The organism is Saccharibacillus brassicae (assembly GCF_006542275.1).
Lineage (GTDB): Bacteria > Bacillota > Bacilli > Paenibacillales > Paenibacillaceae > Saccharibacillus > Saccharibacillus brassicae.
This window is the reverse complement of sequence record NZ_CP041217.1, coordinates 3146945-3162573: the sequence shown is the minus strand read 5'-3', so window position 1 is coordinate 3162573 and position 15629 is coordinate 3146945. Positions and strand designations below refer to the sequence as shown.

14 protein-coding genes are annotated in these 15629 nt (G+C 58.0%); 4 read left to right on the top strand and 10 right to left on the bottom strand.

The window, feature by feature from the left end:
* Positions 1-128: 128 nt before the first annotated feature.
* On the top strand, positions 129-1277 hold the full coding sequence (locus tag FFV09_RS13125; RefSeq protein WP_141448249.1) for a mannitol-1-phosphate 5-dehydrogenase: 1149 nt from the start codon (positions 129-131) through the stop codon (positions 1275-1277).
* A 542-nt stretch (positions 1278-1819) separates the two neighbouring features.
* On the opposite strand, the gene FFV09_RS13120 is transcribed toward FFV09_RS13125, so the two are convergent.
* The 5 genes from FFV09_RS13120 to FFV09_RS13100 all read right to left on the bottom strand — a co-directional run bounded on the left by FFV09_RS13120 (position 1820) and on the right by FFV09_RS13100 (position 7396).
* A complete protein-coding gene (locus FFV09_RS13120) occupies positions 1820-2809 on the bottom strand; it encodes a metallophosphoesterase (RefSeq protein WP_246098333.1) in 990 nt (329 codons plus the stop codon).
* 393 nt (positions 2810-3202) lie between these two features.
* Positions 3203-4018, bottom strand: coding sequence for a carbohydrate ABC transporter permease (locus FFV09_RS13115; protein ID WP_141448247.1), 816 nt, complete (start codon positions 4016-4018; stop codon positions 3203-3205).
* A 12-nt stretch (positions 4019-4030) separates the two neighbouring features.
* Positions 4031-4915, bottom strand: coding sequence for a carbohydrate ABC transporter permease (locus tag FFV09_RS13110; RefSeq protein ID WP_246098332.1), 885 nt, complete (start codon positions 4913-4915; stop codon positions 4031-4033).
* Positions 4916-4934: 19 nt separating this feature from the next.
* Positions 4935-6206, bottom strand: a complete 1272-nt coding sequence (locus tag FFV09_RS13105; RefSeq protein WP_141448246.1) for an ABC transporter substrate-binding protein — start codon at positions 6204-6206, stop codon at positions 4935-4937.
* Complete coding sequence (locus tag FFV09_RS13100; RefSeq protein WP_141448245.1) at positions 6203-7396, bottom strand: LLM class flavin-dependent oxidoreductase; 1194 nt, start codon at positions 7394-7396, stop codon at positions 6203-6205. Before FFV09_RS13100 ends, FFV09_RS13105 begins: the two co-directional genes overlap by 4 nt.
* Positions 7397-7605: 209 nt before the next feature.
* Here FFV09_RS13100 and FFV09_RS13095 point away from each other — a divergent pair, with 209 nt between their 5' ends.
* From FFV09_RS13095 to nspC, 3 genes are all read left to right on the top strand, one after another.
* Complete coding sequence (locus FFV09_RS13095; protein WP_141448244.1) at positions 7606-8493, top strand: AraC family transcriptional regulator; 888 nt, start codon at positions 7606-7608, stop codon at positions 8491-8493.
* A gap of 291 nt (positions 8494-8784) precedes the next feature.
* Complete coding sequence (locus FFV09_RS13090) at positions 8785-9984, top strand: saccharopine dehydrogenase family protein (RefSeq protein WP_141448243.1); 1200 nt, start codon at positions 8785-8787, stop codon at positions 9982-9984.
* A gap of 20 nt (positions 9985-10004) precedes the next feature.
* A complete protein-coding gene (gene nspC / locus FFV09_RS13085) occupies positions 10005-11147 on the top strand; it encodes a carboxynorspermidine decarboxylase (protein ID WP_141448242.1) in 1143 nt (380 codons plus the stop codon).
* A 70-nt stretch (positions 11148-11217) separates the two neighbouring features.
* Here nspC and FFV09_RS13080 read toward each other — a convergent pair whose 3' ends face one another.
* From FFV09_RS13080 to FFV09_RS13060, 5 genes are all read right to left on the bottom strand, one after another.
* Positions 11218-11715: a glycosyl-4,4'-diaponeurosporenoate acyltransferase CrtO family protein gene (locus FFV09_RS13080; protein ID WP_141448241.1), complete on the bottom strand. Its 498-nt coding sequence runs from the start codon at positions 11713-11715 to the stop codon at positions 11218-11220.
* A gap of 154 nt (positions 11716-11869) precedes the next feature.
* On the bottom strand, positions 11870-12625 hold the full coding sequence (locus tag FFV09_RS13075; protein WP_246098564.1) for a copper amine oxidase N-terminal domain-containing protein: 756 nt from the start codon (positions 12623-12625) through the stop codon (positions 11870-11872).
* 119 nt (positions 12626-12744) lie between these two features.
* Positions 12745-13536 carry a copper amine oxidase N-terminal domain-containing protein gene (locus FFV09_RS13070; RefSeq protein ID WP_141448239.1) on the bottom strand — a complete coding sequence of 264 codons (792 nt, stop codon included), beginning with the start codon at positions 13534-13536 and terminating at the stop codon, positions 12745-12747.
* Between the two features lie 264 nt (positions 13537-13800).
* A complete protein-coding gene (locus FFV09_RS13065) occupies positions 13801-14331 on the bottom strand; it encodes a transcription repressor NadR (RefSeq protein ID WP_141448238.1) in 531 nt (176 codons plus the stop codon).
* Positions 14332-14337: 6 nt separating this feature from the next.
* A complete protein-coding gene (locus FFV09_RS13060; protein WP_141448237.1) occupies positions 14338-15498 on the bottom strand; it encodes an IscS subfamily cysteine desulfurase in 1161 nt (386 codons plus the stop codon).
* Positions 15499-15629: the final 131 nt, after the last annotated feature.

Sequence of the window (15629 nt, the reverse complement as noted above, 5' to 3'; positions counted from 1 at the left end):
AAATGGTTTGATGTGTTTTGAAGTGTTTGAGAGTTTCACCGGAAGAACTTTTTCCATATCCCGGGTTCGAATAGGCCGACTGAAGCGACAGACCGGCTATTCGAAGCCCCCACACGGAGGTATCACCCATGACCAAAAAAGCGATTCAATTCGGAGCCGGCAATATCGGACGCGGCTTTATCGGAGCCCTGCTCGTCGAAGCCGGGTACGAGCTCGTCTTCGCCGACGTCAACGAAGCCATGATCAACGAACTGAACGAAAAGCACGGCTATACGATCCAGATCCTCGACCTCGACAAGCGCGAGATTCCGGTGACCGGCGTATCCGGCTGCCTCTCGAACAGTCCGGACATGTCCAAACATATCGCCGAAGCCGAGATCATCACGACGGCCGTCGGCCCGAACGTGCTCAAATTCATCGCCGTCAACATCGCTGCGGGCCTTGAAGAACGGTCCAAATCCGGCTCCGGCTTCTTGAATATCATCGCCTGCGAGAACATGGTCGGCGCAAGCTCGCACCTCAAAGAGCAGGTCTACACGCATTTGTCCGACGAAGCCAAAGCGTACGCGGACGAGCATGTCGGCTTCCCGAACTGCTCCGTCGACCGGATCGTGCCTCCGTTCAAAGGCGACAACCTGCTCGACGTGGGCGTGGAATCGTTCTTCGAATGGATCGTCGAAGAGCCGGCGTTCAAAGGCGGCGTGCCGACGATCGAAGGCATGAAGCTGACCGATACGCTCGTCGCTTATGTGCAGCGCAAGCTGTACACCCTGAACACGGGCCACGCGATCACCGCTTACCTGGGCTACCTCAAAGGGCTGCCTACGGTCGACAAAGCGATCGAAGACGAATCCGTCCGCACGGTCGTACGCGGCGCGATGGAAGAGAGCGGCGCGGCGCTGGTCAAAGAACACGGCTTCGATGCCGGCGAACACGCCAAATACATCGACAAGATCGAGAAACGGTTCCGCAATCCGTACCTCAACGACGATGTCAGCCGCGTCGGCCGCGAACCGCTGCGCAAGCTCGGACCGAACGACCGCCTGAGCGGCCCGGCGCGCATGGCGCTGAGCCTCGATCTGCCGATCGACAATCTGCTGACCGGCATCGCCGCAGCGCTCCATTACAACAACCCGGAAGACAAACAGTCCGTCGAACTCCAAGCTTCCATCGAGGAAAACGGCTTGGAAGGCGCAATCGCCGAAGCGACCGGCTTCACCGAAGACAGCGGCGAGAACGCGAAGATTGCGGACGCTTACGAATCGCTGAAGAAGTAAGGCGATAAGCCGGCAAGTCGGTCAGCCTACAAGTCGGTAAAAGAGACGACCTTGACCGCTCCATCGCTTGCAGCGCTCCCTATGACGACAAAAAGCCCGGCTCTCGGAAGAGGCCGGGTTTTTTCGTTCGGATTTTTTTGCGCCTGTTTTTCTATACCCACTATTTGCTGGATACGCTGTACGGCTTGCGCTGCGGCTCGTCTTCCATAGGCCGCAGTCTGCCCGCTAACGAACCGACATCACGCTATTGCGCTCTTTTCGGTCTTTTTTCACATCTAACGAATCGTCGGTTCCTTATTCGAACTTATAAGCGGCCAATGCGTACAAATCGCAGCAATAGCGCCCCTTCGATTCCTTAGCCTTCGCAAAACGGCCAAAATTCCCGATTAGCGCTATCCGGATTCGTTAGCTTGCACCCTCGACAAGCCGCGGCGCGCATGCGAGCAAGCGGCAGACGCTCCGTCGAGGCGCCAGCGGCAGCGCTGCGGAATCCGCCGAGCTCCCGCTCACGGCGGCGGCCCCGCGCGCTTCCACTCTATCCCCTACTCGAAGCTCACATTAATGATCGTAATCTCCGACCGGGTCCCCATGCGCATCGGCAGTCCCCAGAAGCCGTAACCGGACGTCACGATCGAATGCATGCCTTCTTTTTGCAGGTAACCCCAGTCGTTCTCGTAGATCCGGTTCGTGATGAAGTTCGCCGGGAAAATCTGGCCGCGATGCGTATGGCCGGAAACTTCCAGGTCGATGCCGGCTTTGGCTGCCAGCTCCAGCTCGTACGGCTGATGGTCCAGCAGCACGAGCGGCGCCGCCGGATCGGTCTGCTCCGCAAGCTCCGCGACGGACAGGCGGGCCGGGTCGGTACGGTCTTTGCGTCCGATCAGGGTGACCGGCAGGCCGTCGGAGACGATCTCGTCGTACAGCAGCGTCATGCCGCTACCTTCCAACGTCTCGATCAGTTCCGTATCGCCCGCTTCCAGCCGATCGTGATTGCCGAGCGAGGCGTAGACGGGAGCTTCGATACCCTGCAAAATTTCGGGAATGCCCTGTTTGACGTACTGGACGATATCGTCGTCGACGAGATCGCCCGGGAACAGCACCAGATCCGGCGCTTCTTCGTTGATCAGGCGCACCAGCCGCTTGGCATGCCCCGGCCCGGACAGCGCTCCGAAGTGCATGTCCGCCGCCATGACGATCTTCATCGACTTGCGCCCGTCCAGCGCCGGCTTGGCGATCTTCACGTCGTACGTGAGCACGACCGGGCTGTAGGCGCTGAACACGCCGAACGCGCCCAGAAATAGCGTCAAAGCCAGCGCAACGGCCGTCACCGAACGGGTCAACTTGCGCCGGTCCATACGCGTGAAGAGGCGCAGCAGCAAGACGGCCAGGTTCGTCAGCGGCAGCACGAGCACCATGACGTAAGCGAACATCAGCCAGATCCCCGCCACCCAATGCGCCCAGGCATATTCGCTGAATATGAACCGGAAAGCCATCGACCAGGCCGCGATCAGCAGCCCCGCCGACAAGATCACCAGCCACCTCCGCCGAAGATCCGGCCGAAACGATCGAAGTCCTTTCCATAAATTCCAACCGATATACAAAAGAAACCCGTGGTACACAAGCAGCGAAATGACAATGCGAATAACCAAAACCTTTAGGCTCCTCTCCGACTTTCGACAAGCGGCAGACCCCATCATCCGCCCTTATGCGTTTTCTTCTATTATACGAAGCCGCCAACCGTGAAGTCGAGCCGCGCCCGTCCGTCCCATGGAAAAAGGCCGACCCAAGCCCCTTTCGGGGTCATGAACCGGCCTTCCCTTTGCTCTTTGTCCTGTTTACGAATCAAGGTTGTCCTTTTTTTCGGTTCCAGACCCGAGTCCAGACCCGAATCCGGGCCCGGTTCTACGCCGGCGGCGTTCGCCTCGTCAGCCTTTGATTGCTCCCGCCGTCATGCCCGCGATGAAATAACGCTGCAGGAACAAGAACAGCACCAGCATCGGCGCCGCCGACAAGATGACGCCGGCGAGCAGCGTCGTGTAATTGGTCACGTATTCGCCGCGGAACTGCATGAGCGCAAGCGGCAGCGTGAGCTTGGAATTGCTGTTGATCAGCAGCAGCGGCATGAGCAGATCGTTCCACGACATGACGAACAGAAACGTCGCGCAGGCCGACAGCGCGGGCGCGGACAGCGGAATGGCGATGCGCGCGAACAGCCGCCATTCGCTGGCGCCGTCGATGCTGCCGGCTTCCAGCACTTCGCGGCTCAGCGAGCGCATGAAGCCGGTCAGCATGAACACCGTCAGCGGCAGGAACAGCGCCACCGACACGACCACCAGGCCGAGCAGGTGGTCCGACCAGCCGAGCTTGCGCACGAGCGCGTAAAGCGGCAGCATGTTCACCTGCGTCGGCACGATCAAGCCGGCGGCGTAGAGCGCGAAGAAGAACGCGCCGATCCGGCCGCCGAAGCGCACGATCGCGTAGGCGATCAGGCTGCCGAGCAGCAGGTCGAGCGCCACCGTGCCGAGCGTGACGAGCGCGCTGTTGCCGAAATAACGCAGCATCGGCTGCTGCTCGAACAGCGCGCGGAAATTTTCGAGCGTCAGCGGCTGCGGCCAGCCGAGCGGGTCGGCGAAGAAAGCCGTCGTCGGCTTGAACGCCGAGATGACTACGAAATACAGCGGCGCGGCAATGACCGCCGCGTACAGCAGCATGATCAGCCGGCCGAGCCATTTGAAAGCCATAGGTTCCCCTCCTTAGAAAGCCCGGTCGGTCCGCAGCGCTTTGAACTGCAGATACGTCAGAATCGCCAGCACGACGAGGAAGATCATGGAGCCGGCCGAAGCGAGCCCGAACTCGTAGTTCCCGAAGGCGGTGTGATAAATATACGTCGACAATATTTCGGTGGCGTTGTTCGGGCCGCCGTCGGTCATGACGAAGATCAGGTCAAACGCTTTGAACGACTGGATCGTCGTGTAGGCGATGACGATCGCGGACGACGGCGCAAGCAGCGGCCAGGTGATCTTGCGGAACAGCTGGAAACGGCTGCCGCCGTCAATACGAGCCGACTCGTACAGCTCGCCCGGAATCGCCTGCAATCCGGCGATGAACACGATCATCATCTGGCCGGCGTGCGCCCACACCTGTACCGCCGCGATCGCGTACAGGGCGATCTTGCGGTCGCCGATCCAGTTCTGCGCCAGGCCGTCCAGACCGGCTCCGCGCAGGCCCAGATTCAGCATGCCGATCGTCGGGTCATAGACGAACGACCAGATCAGGCCGACCGAGACCGACGACAGAATCGCCGGCAGGAAATACAGCGCGCGCAGGAAGACGCGCGTTCGCGTGTTGCGGGACAGCAGAAGCGCAAGCACCAGCGAGACGACCGTCTGCACGATCACCACGCTGAGCATGAACTTCACGTTGTTCAGCAGCGTTTTGCGGAAGACGAGGCTCTCGAAGCTGTCTTTGTAGTTGTCGAGTCCGACCATGTTGTAGGACGGCGAGACGCTGTCCCAATCGGTGAACGAATAGAACAGCCCCGACAGCGTCGGGTACGCGAACAGGAAGAGATACAGCAGCGTGCCCGGCAGCAGGAACAGCCACAGGACACGCTTGTGCTTCAATCGGTTATTTTTCATCTGCGGATTTCGCCCCGGCCTAGGACTTGCTCAGGTTCTGATCGATGACCGCCTGGGCTTCCTGCGCCGCTTCCTCCGGCGTGGACCCTCCAAGCACGGCCTGAATGGAATTCGTGACGGTTTTTTGGTTGTCGCCGTTCTTGATCGTGAAGCGCGGCTGGAACAGCGTCTTCTTGCCGGTCCACTGCTCGGCGATCTTCAGTTCCGGACTGTCGTACGAGACGCCGTCGACCGTCACGTTCTGTCCGGTCGCGTTGGCATATTCGCCGGCCGCTTCCGGCTGGCTCAGATAATCGAGAAATTTCTTCGCTTCCTCGGGATGCTTCGACTTGCTGTTGACCGCCAGCATGAACGTGCTCGTATGCACGCCTTCGTACTTGGCTTCGCTCTCGCTTACCGTGATCGGCGCGAGCAGCGCCTGTTCAAGTTCGGGATTTTGCGCCGCGTTCTGCGCGAGCTGGTACGAGCCGCTTGCGAGCATGCCCGCTTTTTCCTGAATGAACAGCGCTCCGGCCGCGGCGTCTTTCGTGCCGAGCGCGTCGGGCTGGAAGTAGCCTTTGTCGTTCAGTTCCTTGATCTGCGTCAGCGTCTTGACCCACCATTCGTCGGTCAGCTTCGCTTCGCCCGCTTCGACTTGCTCGAAAATGTCGTCGCTCGGTTCGTTGTTCATCACCATCGTGTTCATGAACTGCCCCGGACCGATATCGGCGCCGGCGAACGCGATCGGAATGATGCCGTTATCCTTGAGCGTCTGGCACAGCGCCAGGAAGCCTTCCCAGTCTGCCGGCGGCGTCAGGCCGTACTGCTCGAACAGTTTGACGTTGTAGATCGGATCGTTGTAGACGAGCTGGTACGGCACGGCGAGCTGCTTGCCTTCCTGCTGTCCGGCTTCGATCAGGTCGGCATTGAAATGGTCCAGAAAAGCAGAGCCGCTCAGATCCGTGAAAGCGCCGGCTTTGGCCAAAGCGTCGAACTGCGCGCCGGGGAACGAGGCGAACACGTCGCCGACCGAGCCGTCCGACAGTTTCGCCTGCGCCGTCGATTGATACTGATCCGAAGGCAGCGTCTGCATTTCGACCTTGATGCCCGGATTGGCCGTTTCGAACTTGCCGATCAGCGTATCCAGCGCTTTCACGTCTTCGCCCCGCCAGTGCAGGAAATTGATCGTGACGCTGCCGTCCGGGGACGAAGCACCCGATCCGCCGCCTCCGCATGCGGACAAGACCGCCGTCAGCGCGAGTGCGCCGGATGCCAATAAGTAACGAAGCTTTTTCCCGGATTTTCCCGTCATCGTACAACCTCCTTATGAATGTCGGCCCATTTTTGTTTGAACAGCGGCAGCGCTTCGCGGCCGAAGATTTCGGCTTCTTCCAGATGCGGATAGCCGGACAGGATAAACGTCGATACGCCGAGTTCGGCATATTCGATCAGCCGCTGCGACACCTGGTCGGCCGTGCCGACGATCAGGATCGCGCCGCCGGAACGTACGACCGACAGCCCTGTCCACAGATTCGGCCCCGCCACGAAGCGGTCCGCTTTGGACAGCTCGCGCAGTTCGTTCTGGCGCCGCTGGTTGGTCGCGTCGGTAGCGGCGAATTCGCGCTCCGCTTTCTCGATCGCTTCCGGGGACACTTTGCTGATAATGTCCCAGGCCGCGGCCCATGCTTCTTCTTCCGTGTCCCGGACGAGCACCTGGGCGCGCATACCGTAGCGCAGTTCGCGCGGTTCGCCGGTCTCCTGCTCGTACTGCTGCCGCAGACTCTCGATCTCCGCGATCTGCTCCCCGATCCAGGCATGCGGCTCGCCCCACATCAGGAACGTGTCCGCGTGCCGGACCGCGACCCGCTTGGCGCCTGCCGAACTGCCGCCCAGATAGAACGGCGGATGCGGGTCTTGCACCGTGCGCGGCGAACCCGAAGCCCGCTCGAACGTATAATGCTTGCCGCGGAACGGTTCTTGCTCTTTGGCCGAACCGCCCGCCGTTCCCGACGCGAATTCCGAAGCCTGCGGCTTGTCGCCGTTGGCCCACGTTTGGCGCATGACCTGCAAATATTCGTCCGCCCGCTCGTAACGCTCGTCGTGCGAACGCGCCAGCGGATCGCCCAGTTCTTCGAGGTCCTGCACGGAACTGCCGGTGACGACGTTGATCATCGCGCGGCCGCCGGACAGCTGATCCAGCGCCGCGCCCATGCGCGCCGACAGCACCGGAGCCATGAGGCCCGGGCGCACCGCCACAAGCGGACGCAGCGTCGTCGTGCGGCTCATGACGGCCGATCCGACGACCCATGCGTCCAGGCAGGCGCCGCCGGTCGGAATAAGCACGAACCCGAACCCGGCCGCTTCGGCCGTCTGCGCCACCTCCGTCAGATACTGAAGCGTCGCCGGACGTTCCGGTTCCACGCCCACGTACTTGCCGTCTCCCGCGGTAGGCAAAAACCAGCCAAACTCGATCCCGCGCGTTTCCTGTTCTCCGTTTGCCATGTTCGATTCCGTCCTTTCCGCTCCGCCCTGCCAAGCGCTCGGTTTATTTGAATTTTTGTATTTAAAATTGCAGGAGTATATTCCAACTAAACAAGTTGGATTACTTTTGATAGAATGATAGCAAGCCCCCGAGCAATAGTAAATGTCATTTCGCCGTTCCGAACTTTTGTCATTTTGCGTGCAGGACGTTTGAAGGAAGGAGCTTTCCCGTGCCGATCGATGCCGATTACACCAAAGAAGACGCCAACGAATATTTGCGCGTCCACTTGTTCACCCCGTCCGATTACGAGAAAGCCGGGCCCGCCTGGCCGATCCGCCTCGGGTCGAACCTCGCCAAGCCGGACTACCATATCGGGCCGCGTACGACCGCTTATTATTACCTGCTGCTGGTGCTCGGCGGACGCGGCACTTTTGTCCAGAACGGGCGGACGTATCCGCTCGCGGCGGGCGACCTGTACTGCCTGTTTCCGCAGGTGACGCACGAATACTGGACCGACCCGGACGCGCCGCTGCGCAAGATTTTCCTCGCGTTCGACGGCAAAATGGCGCTTGATCTGCTGCGCCGCGTCGGGCTGACGCCCCAGCGTCCCCATCTGCCGGCGCTGCATGCGGAAGAAGCGGCGGCGGACCTGATCGCTTTTCTGCAAAAAACGGCAGGCGGCGCGGCGGAAGCGTCCGATCTCGACCGGTTGTCGGCGTTCTACCGCATCTTCGCTTCGCTGGAGCGCGACGCCGCGCCCGAAGGCAGCGAAGCGAATTCCGTTTCCTGGCTGCAGCGCGGGCTCGACTATATGGAGATCCATTACGCGGACGGGATCACCGTCGAAGAAGTGGCACGGCACGCGGGCGTCGGACGGACCCATTTCAGCAAAAAATTCCACGAGCGCTACGGCATCACGCCGGTCCGTTACATGCAGCGGCTCAAGCTCGACGAAGCGAAAATGCTGCTGGAGCAGACCTCCTACTCCCTGTCGGAAATCGCCCATTCGGTCGGTTACCCGGACCTGTTCTCTTTTTCCAAAGCGTTCAAAAAAGAAAGCGGCATGCCGCCCAAACAATATCGCAAGCAGCATTCGCCGCCTCGCGCCGCGGAATGAAGAAACGCCCCTTCCGCCCCTGCGGGCCCGCTGCGCTTCGATAGGGCTTCCAAATGGCCTGCTGAACGGACAAAACGGAGGAATAGGACGGATTACGGAGGATTACTGTTAAAACTATGTTAAAATACTGGGTTGGTTCGGTAAAAAGCCGTTTTTTTCGTGTTTTTCTTGTGTTTTTGCGTTATTATTTGTATAATCCTTCTTGTTGATTTTTTAACCAGCGTTTATTTCTTGAAGGCCACAAGCAGGCTTGACACTATCTTTTCAAACGGACTAAGGGGGGACTTGATTTTGGGAAAAGCATTGATTATCGGTGCGGGCGGCGTAGCAAGCGTTGTCGTGCATAAGTGTGTCCAGAATCCTGACGTATTTGAGGAAATTTGTATCGCGAGTCGCACGCTGTCGAAGTGCGAAGCTTTGAAGACCAAGTTGGACGGAGGACGCACGAAGATTTCGGTCGCACAGGTCGACGCCGACCGTACGGAAGAAGTCGTGGAGCTGATCAAAAGCTTCGGGCCGGACATCGTAATCAACGTGGCGCTCCCTTATCAGGATCTGACCATCATGGATGCCTGCCTCGAGACGGGCGTGCATTACCTCGACACGGCCAACTACGAGCCGCTCGACAATCCGAAATTCGAATATAAATGGCAGTGGGCGTACCGCGAGAAGTTCGAGAAAGCCGGCCTTACGGCGGTCCTCGGCAGCGGCTTCGACCCGGGTGTAACGGGCGTATTCAGCGCTTACGCCCTGAAGCATTACTTCGACGAGATCCACCAGATCGATATCGTCGACGCCAACGCCGGCGATCACGGCTATCCGTTCGCGACCAACTTCAACCCGGAGATCAATATCCGCGAGATCACGGCGAAGGGCCGCTACTGGGAAAACGGCGAGTGGATCGAGACCGAACCGCTCACGGAGAAAAAAGTGTACGATCTGCCGGAAATCGGACCGAAAGACATCTACCTTCTGTATCATGAAGAGTTGGAGTCGCTCGCCGAGAACATGCCGGGCCTCAAAAAGATCCGCTTCTGGATGACGTTCTCGCAAAACTACCTGAACCATCTGAAGGTACTCGAGAACGTCGGCATGACGTCGATCGAGCCGATCGACTTCGAAGGCCAAAAAATCGCGCCGCTTCAGTTCCTCAAAGCCGTTCTGCCGGACCCGGCTTCGCTCGGACCGAGAACGAAAGGCAAAACGAACATCGGCTGCATTTTCCAGGGCACCAAAAACGGCGAGCCGAAAACGTACTACGTCTACAACGTATGCGATCACGAAGAATGCTACCGCGAAGTCGGTTCGCAGGCGATCTCCTACACGACCGGCGTGCCGGCGATGATCGGGGCCATGATGGTTCTCAAAGGCCTGTGGAAAAAACCGGGCGTCTACAACGTGGAAGAGTTCGATCCGGACCCGTTCATGGAAGAACTGAACAAACAGGGCCTGCCGTGGGTCGAGGATTTCTCGCCGACGCTGCTGGACTAAAAGGGGCTTAGAAAACCATTATGACAGATATCGATTTCAGCGCCGTCCCTTCTCCCTGCTACGTCGTGGACGAGCGTCTGCTCACCAAGAACCTTGAACTGCTCGGCTCCGTGCAGGCACGTACCGGCGCCAAGATCCTGCTCGCCCAAAAAGGATTCTCCATGTTCGCGGAGTATCCCCTGGTCGGGAAGTATCTGGCGGGCGTAACGTCCAGTTCGCTGTTCGAAGCGCGTCTCGGCTACGAGAAAATGGGCAAGGAAGTGCACGTATACGCGCCGGCTTACGTCGATCGCGAGTTCGACGAGCTGCTGAGCTATACGGACCACATCGTGTTCAACTCGTTCGCCCAATGGCGCAAGTTCAAGGATAAAGTGCTGAACTACCCGGGCCGCAAGATCGAAGTGGGCCTGCGCATCAATCCGGAATATTCGGAGCTTGAAGTGCCGCTGTACGATCCGTGTTCGCCGTATTCCCGTATGGGCATTACGCTTGAGAACTTCGACGAGAGCGATCTCGAAGGTATCGACGGCCTGCATTTCCATACGATGTGCGAGCAGAACTCCGATACGCTGGAGAACACGCTCAAAGTCGTCGACGAGAAATTCGGCCACGTCATCTCCAAGATGAAATGGCTGAACTTCGGCGGCGGCCACCATATCACGCGTCCCGACTACGACGTCGAGCGCCTGATCCGCTGCATCGAATTCGCGCGCGACAAGTACGACGTGCAGGTCTACCTCGAACCGGGCGAAGCGATCGCGCTGAATACCGGCTACCTGGTCGCGACCGTGCTCGACACGATGAAGAACGGCATGGACATCGCCATTCTCGACACGTCGGCCGAATGCCATATGCCGGATGTGCTGGCCATGCCTTACCGCCCAAGCATCGACGGCGCGGGCATGCCGGGCGAGAAAGCGATCACGTACCGTCTCGGCGGCATGACCTGCCTGGCCGGCGACGTCATCGGCGACTACTCGTTCGACCGCCCGCTCGAAGTCGGCGACAAGCTCGTCTTCGGCGACATGGCGCATTACACCATGGTCAAGAACCATATGTTCAACGGCGTGAACCTGCCTTCGATCGCTTCGTACAGCGAAGCGGAAGGCATCAAAGTGATCCGCGAGTTCAAGTTCGAAGATTACAGTTCGCGCTTGTCTTAATAACGCCAAATAACCCCCAGCCTGCTCCGATTCTTAATCGGAAGCGGTTTGGGGGTTATTTTTATACGTTTTATACGTCCTGGAGTTCACTTCCCTTGCGTGCCAAGCGCGCTCTCAAGCGGATCAACCGCGGCCGGTTATACCTCTGAATCAGACAAAACGGGATCTGGACCACGACGTTGACGCCCGCGCAAATCAAAGCCATCCCTACATATTCGTGCGGATTCACCGCTATGCAAGCAAAGCCCAGGATCGCCATGGCGAAATGTCCGACTTCTCCGTACTTCGTTTCCAAAATGAATTTATCCGCATAGTCTACCGTAATTTTCTCGTTGAGATTTTTCTTTTGGAATTTCCATAACCCGCCGGCTTCCGGAAGCTTGTGTTTCCACCGATCGAGCCGGATTTTTTTGTAAACCTTTTTTTCAAAAGAACGTTCCGCAAAAAACCAATCGTTTTTCCGATACCATGCAGCCGGCAGGAATCGAACCGCATGGGCGGTCCCCAGGCAGCAGAGCAGCCAAAACGACGTATTGATAAGAATCATCCATACAATAAAACCGACCATTGTCCACCGTCCTTATCTGAGCAAACCGGACCTGCCTCTTCATCATACCCTGCCAGGCGAACATTTTGTACCCGAAAAGGGCAAACCCCGACTCTTCGCGCGAAGGGTCGGGGTTGTTTGGCGGGGAGAGGATGCGGCTTGCCTGCAAGGACGATTAATTCAATTCCCGGCCGACCGTGATGACGTAATCGACCTTCGGATCGATGCCGCCTCTCGTCTTCTTCTTCACCGTATCTCCCTTGCGTACGGCCGTAAGTGGAGGAATAGCCGAACGCGAATAGGGATCCATCGCAAATCCTCCTTTTTTATAATGAATCAGAATATTGATATCCGCTTTACCCGCAGGGATCGTATGACTGGAAACGTTCAGAGCGGTTATCGTCATATCGTCCCCTTCGGTCGAATAAGACTGAATGACCAGCGCATGTTCGTCTCTGACGCTTGCCACATCATTCCCCATAAAGGCTACAAAAGGCGCCCCTTTCACCACCCGATCGTCCGCAAGGACCAACTGCTGCGAAGCCTGGTCCCAACGCCATTTCACGTCGGTCGCATCGAGAAAGAAGCGGAGCGGCAGGAACATCGCTTGGTTCTTCAAAACGGGCGTCGTGTCCATTTGCACGGTTTTCCCGTCGATTACAGCCGTTTGGGAAGCGATCTCGACCCGGAAAGTATGCCCGACCCACTCGACCTCCGCCGTTTTGGCCGCCGCGTCGTACTTCACTTTCCCGCCCAGTAAGTCTTCGATCGAACGCAGCGGAACCTGCACTCTTCGGGCTTGATCGATAAAAGGCGGCGCAGGCTGGGTGTACAGGATCGAATATTTCCCGACTTTCAGGTGAACGGGCACGACAGCGGCTGCACTGGCATCGGCAGAAGAGATTCCAAAACTAAATGCGCTCACCATCACAATCGTCAACAGAACGGCTATCCTCGATTTGAGTTTCATGCGTATCCCGACCTTTCGATTCTGCGTGATCTGTAAATTGAAGTGATAAGCCGTTTACTCCAACTAGCGTATAAGGACACTTATTTTAATTCCCGGCCGACCGTGATCATATAGTCCATGTCTTTAATATCCACCTCCATCTTCTTCTCGACCGTGGCTTCATCCGGCACTTTTTTCAATGGGGGATAAGAAGGACGATTATAGGAATCGACAGAATATTGTCCGTAATTGTAATGCATGTGCGGTTGAATATCGGCTTTTTCGGCAGGGATCGTATGTCCGGATACGTTGAGGGCGGTTAGGGTCAAGCGATTCCCTGCAATCGAATACGATTGGATGATCAGCGCGTTCTCGTTTTTGACACTTGCCGTATCGTGCATATCGAATTCTTCAAAAGGTTTGCCTTTCACCACCCGATCGTCCGCAAGCACCAACTGCTGCGAAGCCTGGTCCCAGCGCCATTTCACTTCGGTCGCATCGAGAAAGAAGCGGAGCGGCAGGAACATCGCTTGATTTTTCAAAACGGGCGTCGTGTCCATTTGCACGGTTTTCCCGTCGATTTGAGCCGTTTGGGAACCGATCTCGACCCGGAAAATATGCCCGACCCACTCGACCTCCGCTGTTTTGGCCGCCGCGTCGTACTTCACTTTCCCGCCCAGCAAATCTTCGATCGAACGCAGCGGAACCTGCACTCTTCGGGCCCGATCGATAAAAGGCGGCGCCGGCTGGGTGTAGAGGATCGAATATTTTCCGACTTTCAGGTGAACGGGCACGACAGCGGCTGCACTGGCATCGGCAGAAGAGATTCCAAAACTAAATGCACTCACCATCACAATCGTCAACAGAACGGTGAGCCTCGATTTGAGTTTCATGCGTATCCCGACCTTTCCTTGCGCTATGATGAGACCGAGTATAGCAGCATACTAATTCAAATCAAATAGTTATTTAAACCCAATTTAATTCATAAAAAATACTCTTCCACCTTCGTCAACCGTCCCGTAAAAATCCCCACGCCAAAATCCCCGTCTCTCCAAGAGAGACAGGGCTTTTTTTCACAAACGACTCCCGAATCGCGCGTACCGTCCAAGTACCGTCCCGTACGACTCGTAGGACCCGGCTTCCAAGCGGCGGAAAGCTCAGTCCTCGATCAGAAAACCGGCTTTTCTCAAAGCTTCGCACGCTTTTTCGATCCGTCCGGGCTCGGGCGCGGAGATCGTGTGCAGATGAACGCCGTCCGTCAGTTCCGACAAATACGAAGCACCGGTCGACGTGATCTTTTCGATGAATTCATAGACTTCGCTTCGCGTGCCGACCCGGATCAGCGCCGTCAATTCGCCGTAGACCGGATGTTCGATGATGACATCGTCGACGCTCACGCCGTAATCGACGAGCAGCAGCAGCTCTTCTTCCGTCCGATCGCGGTCGTGCCGGCAGGCGATGATGCTTCGGGCTGTCGGCTCGTCGCTCGGCGTCACATGGACATAGCCTTGGCTGGTCGCCAGAATGGCATGGTTTTTGGCTTTGAGCAGCGTGATGTCCTGCACGATGACCTGCCTGGACACGGAAGCCCGGCGGGCCAGTTCGCTCCCGGTCAGCGGCGAAGACGCTTTGAGCCATTCCAGCAGCTTTTCGCGCCGCCGCTCTCCCGTCAATTTAATCTCTTCCATAGGAATTCACGAGAAACTCCCTTCTTTTTTGGTCTGTTCCAGTTCGTGCAGCGTTTGAACGAGCAGATCCAGCTGCTGCGTCGTCGTCTCGGGGCCAAAAGAAATGCGGAAAAAGGAACGTCCTTCCCCTTCCGACAAGCCTAACGCAAGCAGCGTGTCCGGAATGGCCTGGTGCCCCGAAGAGCAGGCACTTCCGGTGGAAATGCAGAGGCCTTTTCGATTGCATTCCAGCATAACATATTGGCCTTCGTATCCCAAGCCGGCGCATCCCGCGATATGGGGCAGCACGTTCGCCGGCTCTCCCGACAGTCGGTCGGCTACCAGATAGGCGGACAGGCCGCAGGCGCGGAACCGTTCTGTCAGATGCTTCCTGAGCCGAACGTAATGCGCCGTCCGCGCTTCCCGCTGCCCGCACGTATGGACCGCCGCCGCGGCAAACGCGGCGATGCCCGGCACGTTGACCGTGCCCGGCCGGAAGCCGCTCTCGTGCAAAGAACCCGGGTACAGCGGCACGAACGGAACGCCGGGACGGATATACGCCGCGCCGACGCCTTTGGGTCCTTGAATTTTGTGCGCCGAGAGCGAGACCGCGTCCACGCCCGATTCGCCGACGTCGAGTTCGATTTTCCCAAAAGATTGAACGGCGTCGGCATGCAGCAAAATCCCCCGCTCATGCAAGAACGCGCCGATCGACGCCAGATCCTGCACGAGTCCCGTCTCCGAATTGGCATGCTGCAGCGACATCAGGCCGGTATCCGGACGCAGCAGCGGCTCGATCTGCCGCGGACCGATGCGTCCCGACGCATCCGGCGCCACGTAATCGACCTCGTATCCGAGCGACACCAGACCGGCCACCGCAAGCTTGACCGAATGATGCTCCAAAGTGGACGTCAGAATATGCCGCCGGTCCGGCGGAAGCGCCCCGGCCAACGCCCGAATCGTCAAAAGGTTCGATTCGGTGCCGCCGCTCGTGAAGAACAGGCCGTCCCGGTGTCCCCCGATCGATCCGGCCACGAATTCCCGGCTCCGTTCCAGAATATGGGCAGCGTGCCCGCCTCCGTCGTGCAGGCTGCTTGCGTTGCCGTAGACGTCGCGGCTCATGGTCATCAAAGTCTGCAAAGCTTCCTCGCACATCGGCGAAGACGCCGCGTAATCCAAATAAATCATTCCCAACCCCTCTTCCGGCATAAATCCAGCGATTTATGAAAATGGACTTGAGTTTAGTTTATGTTTATGTAAATATAGGTGTCAAGACACCTGTAATCCAATATGTAAACACTTTGCGAAAGAGAGGGATC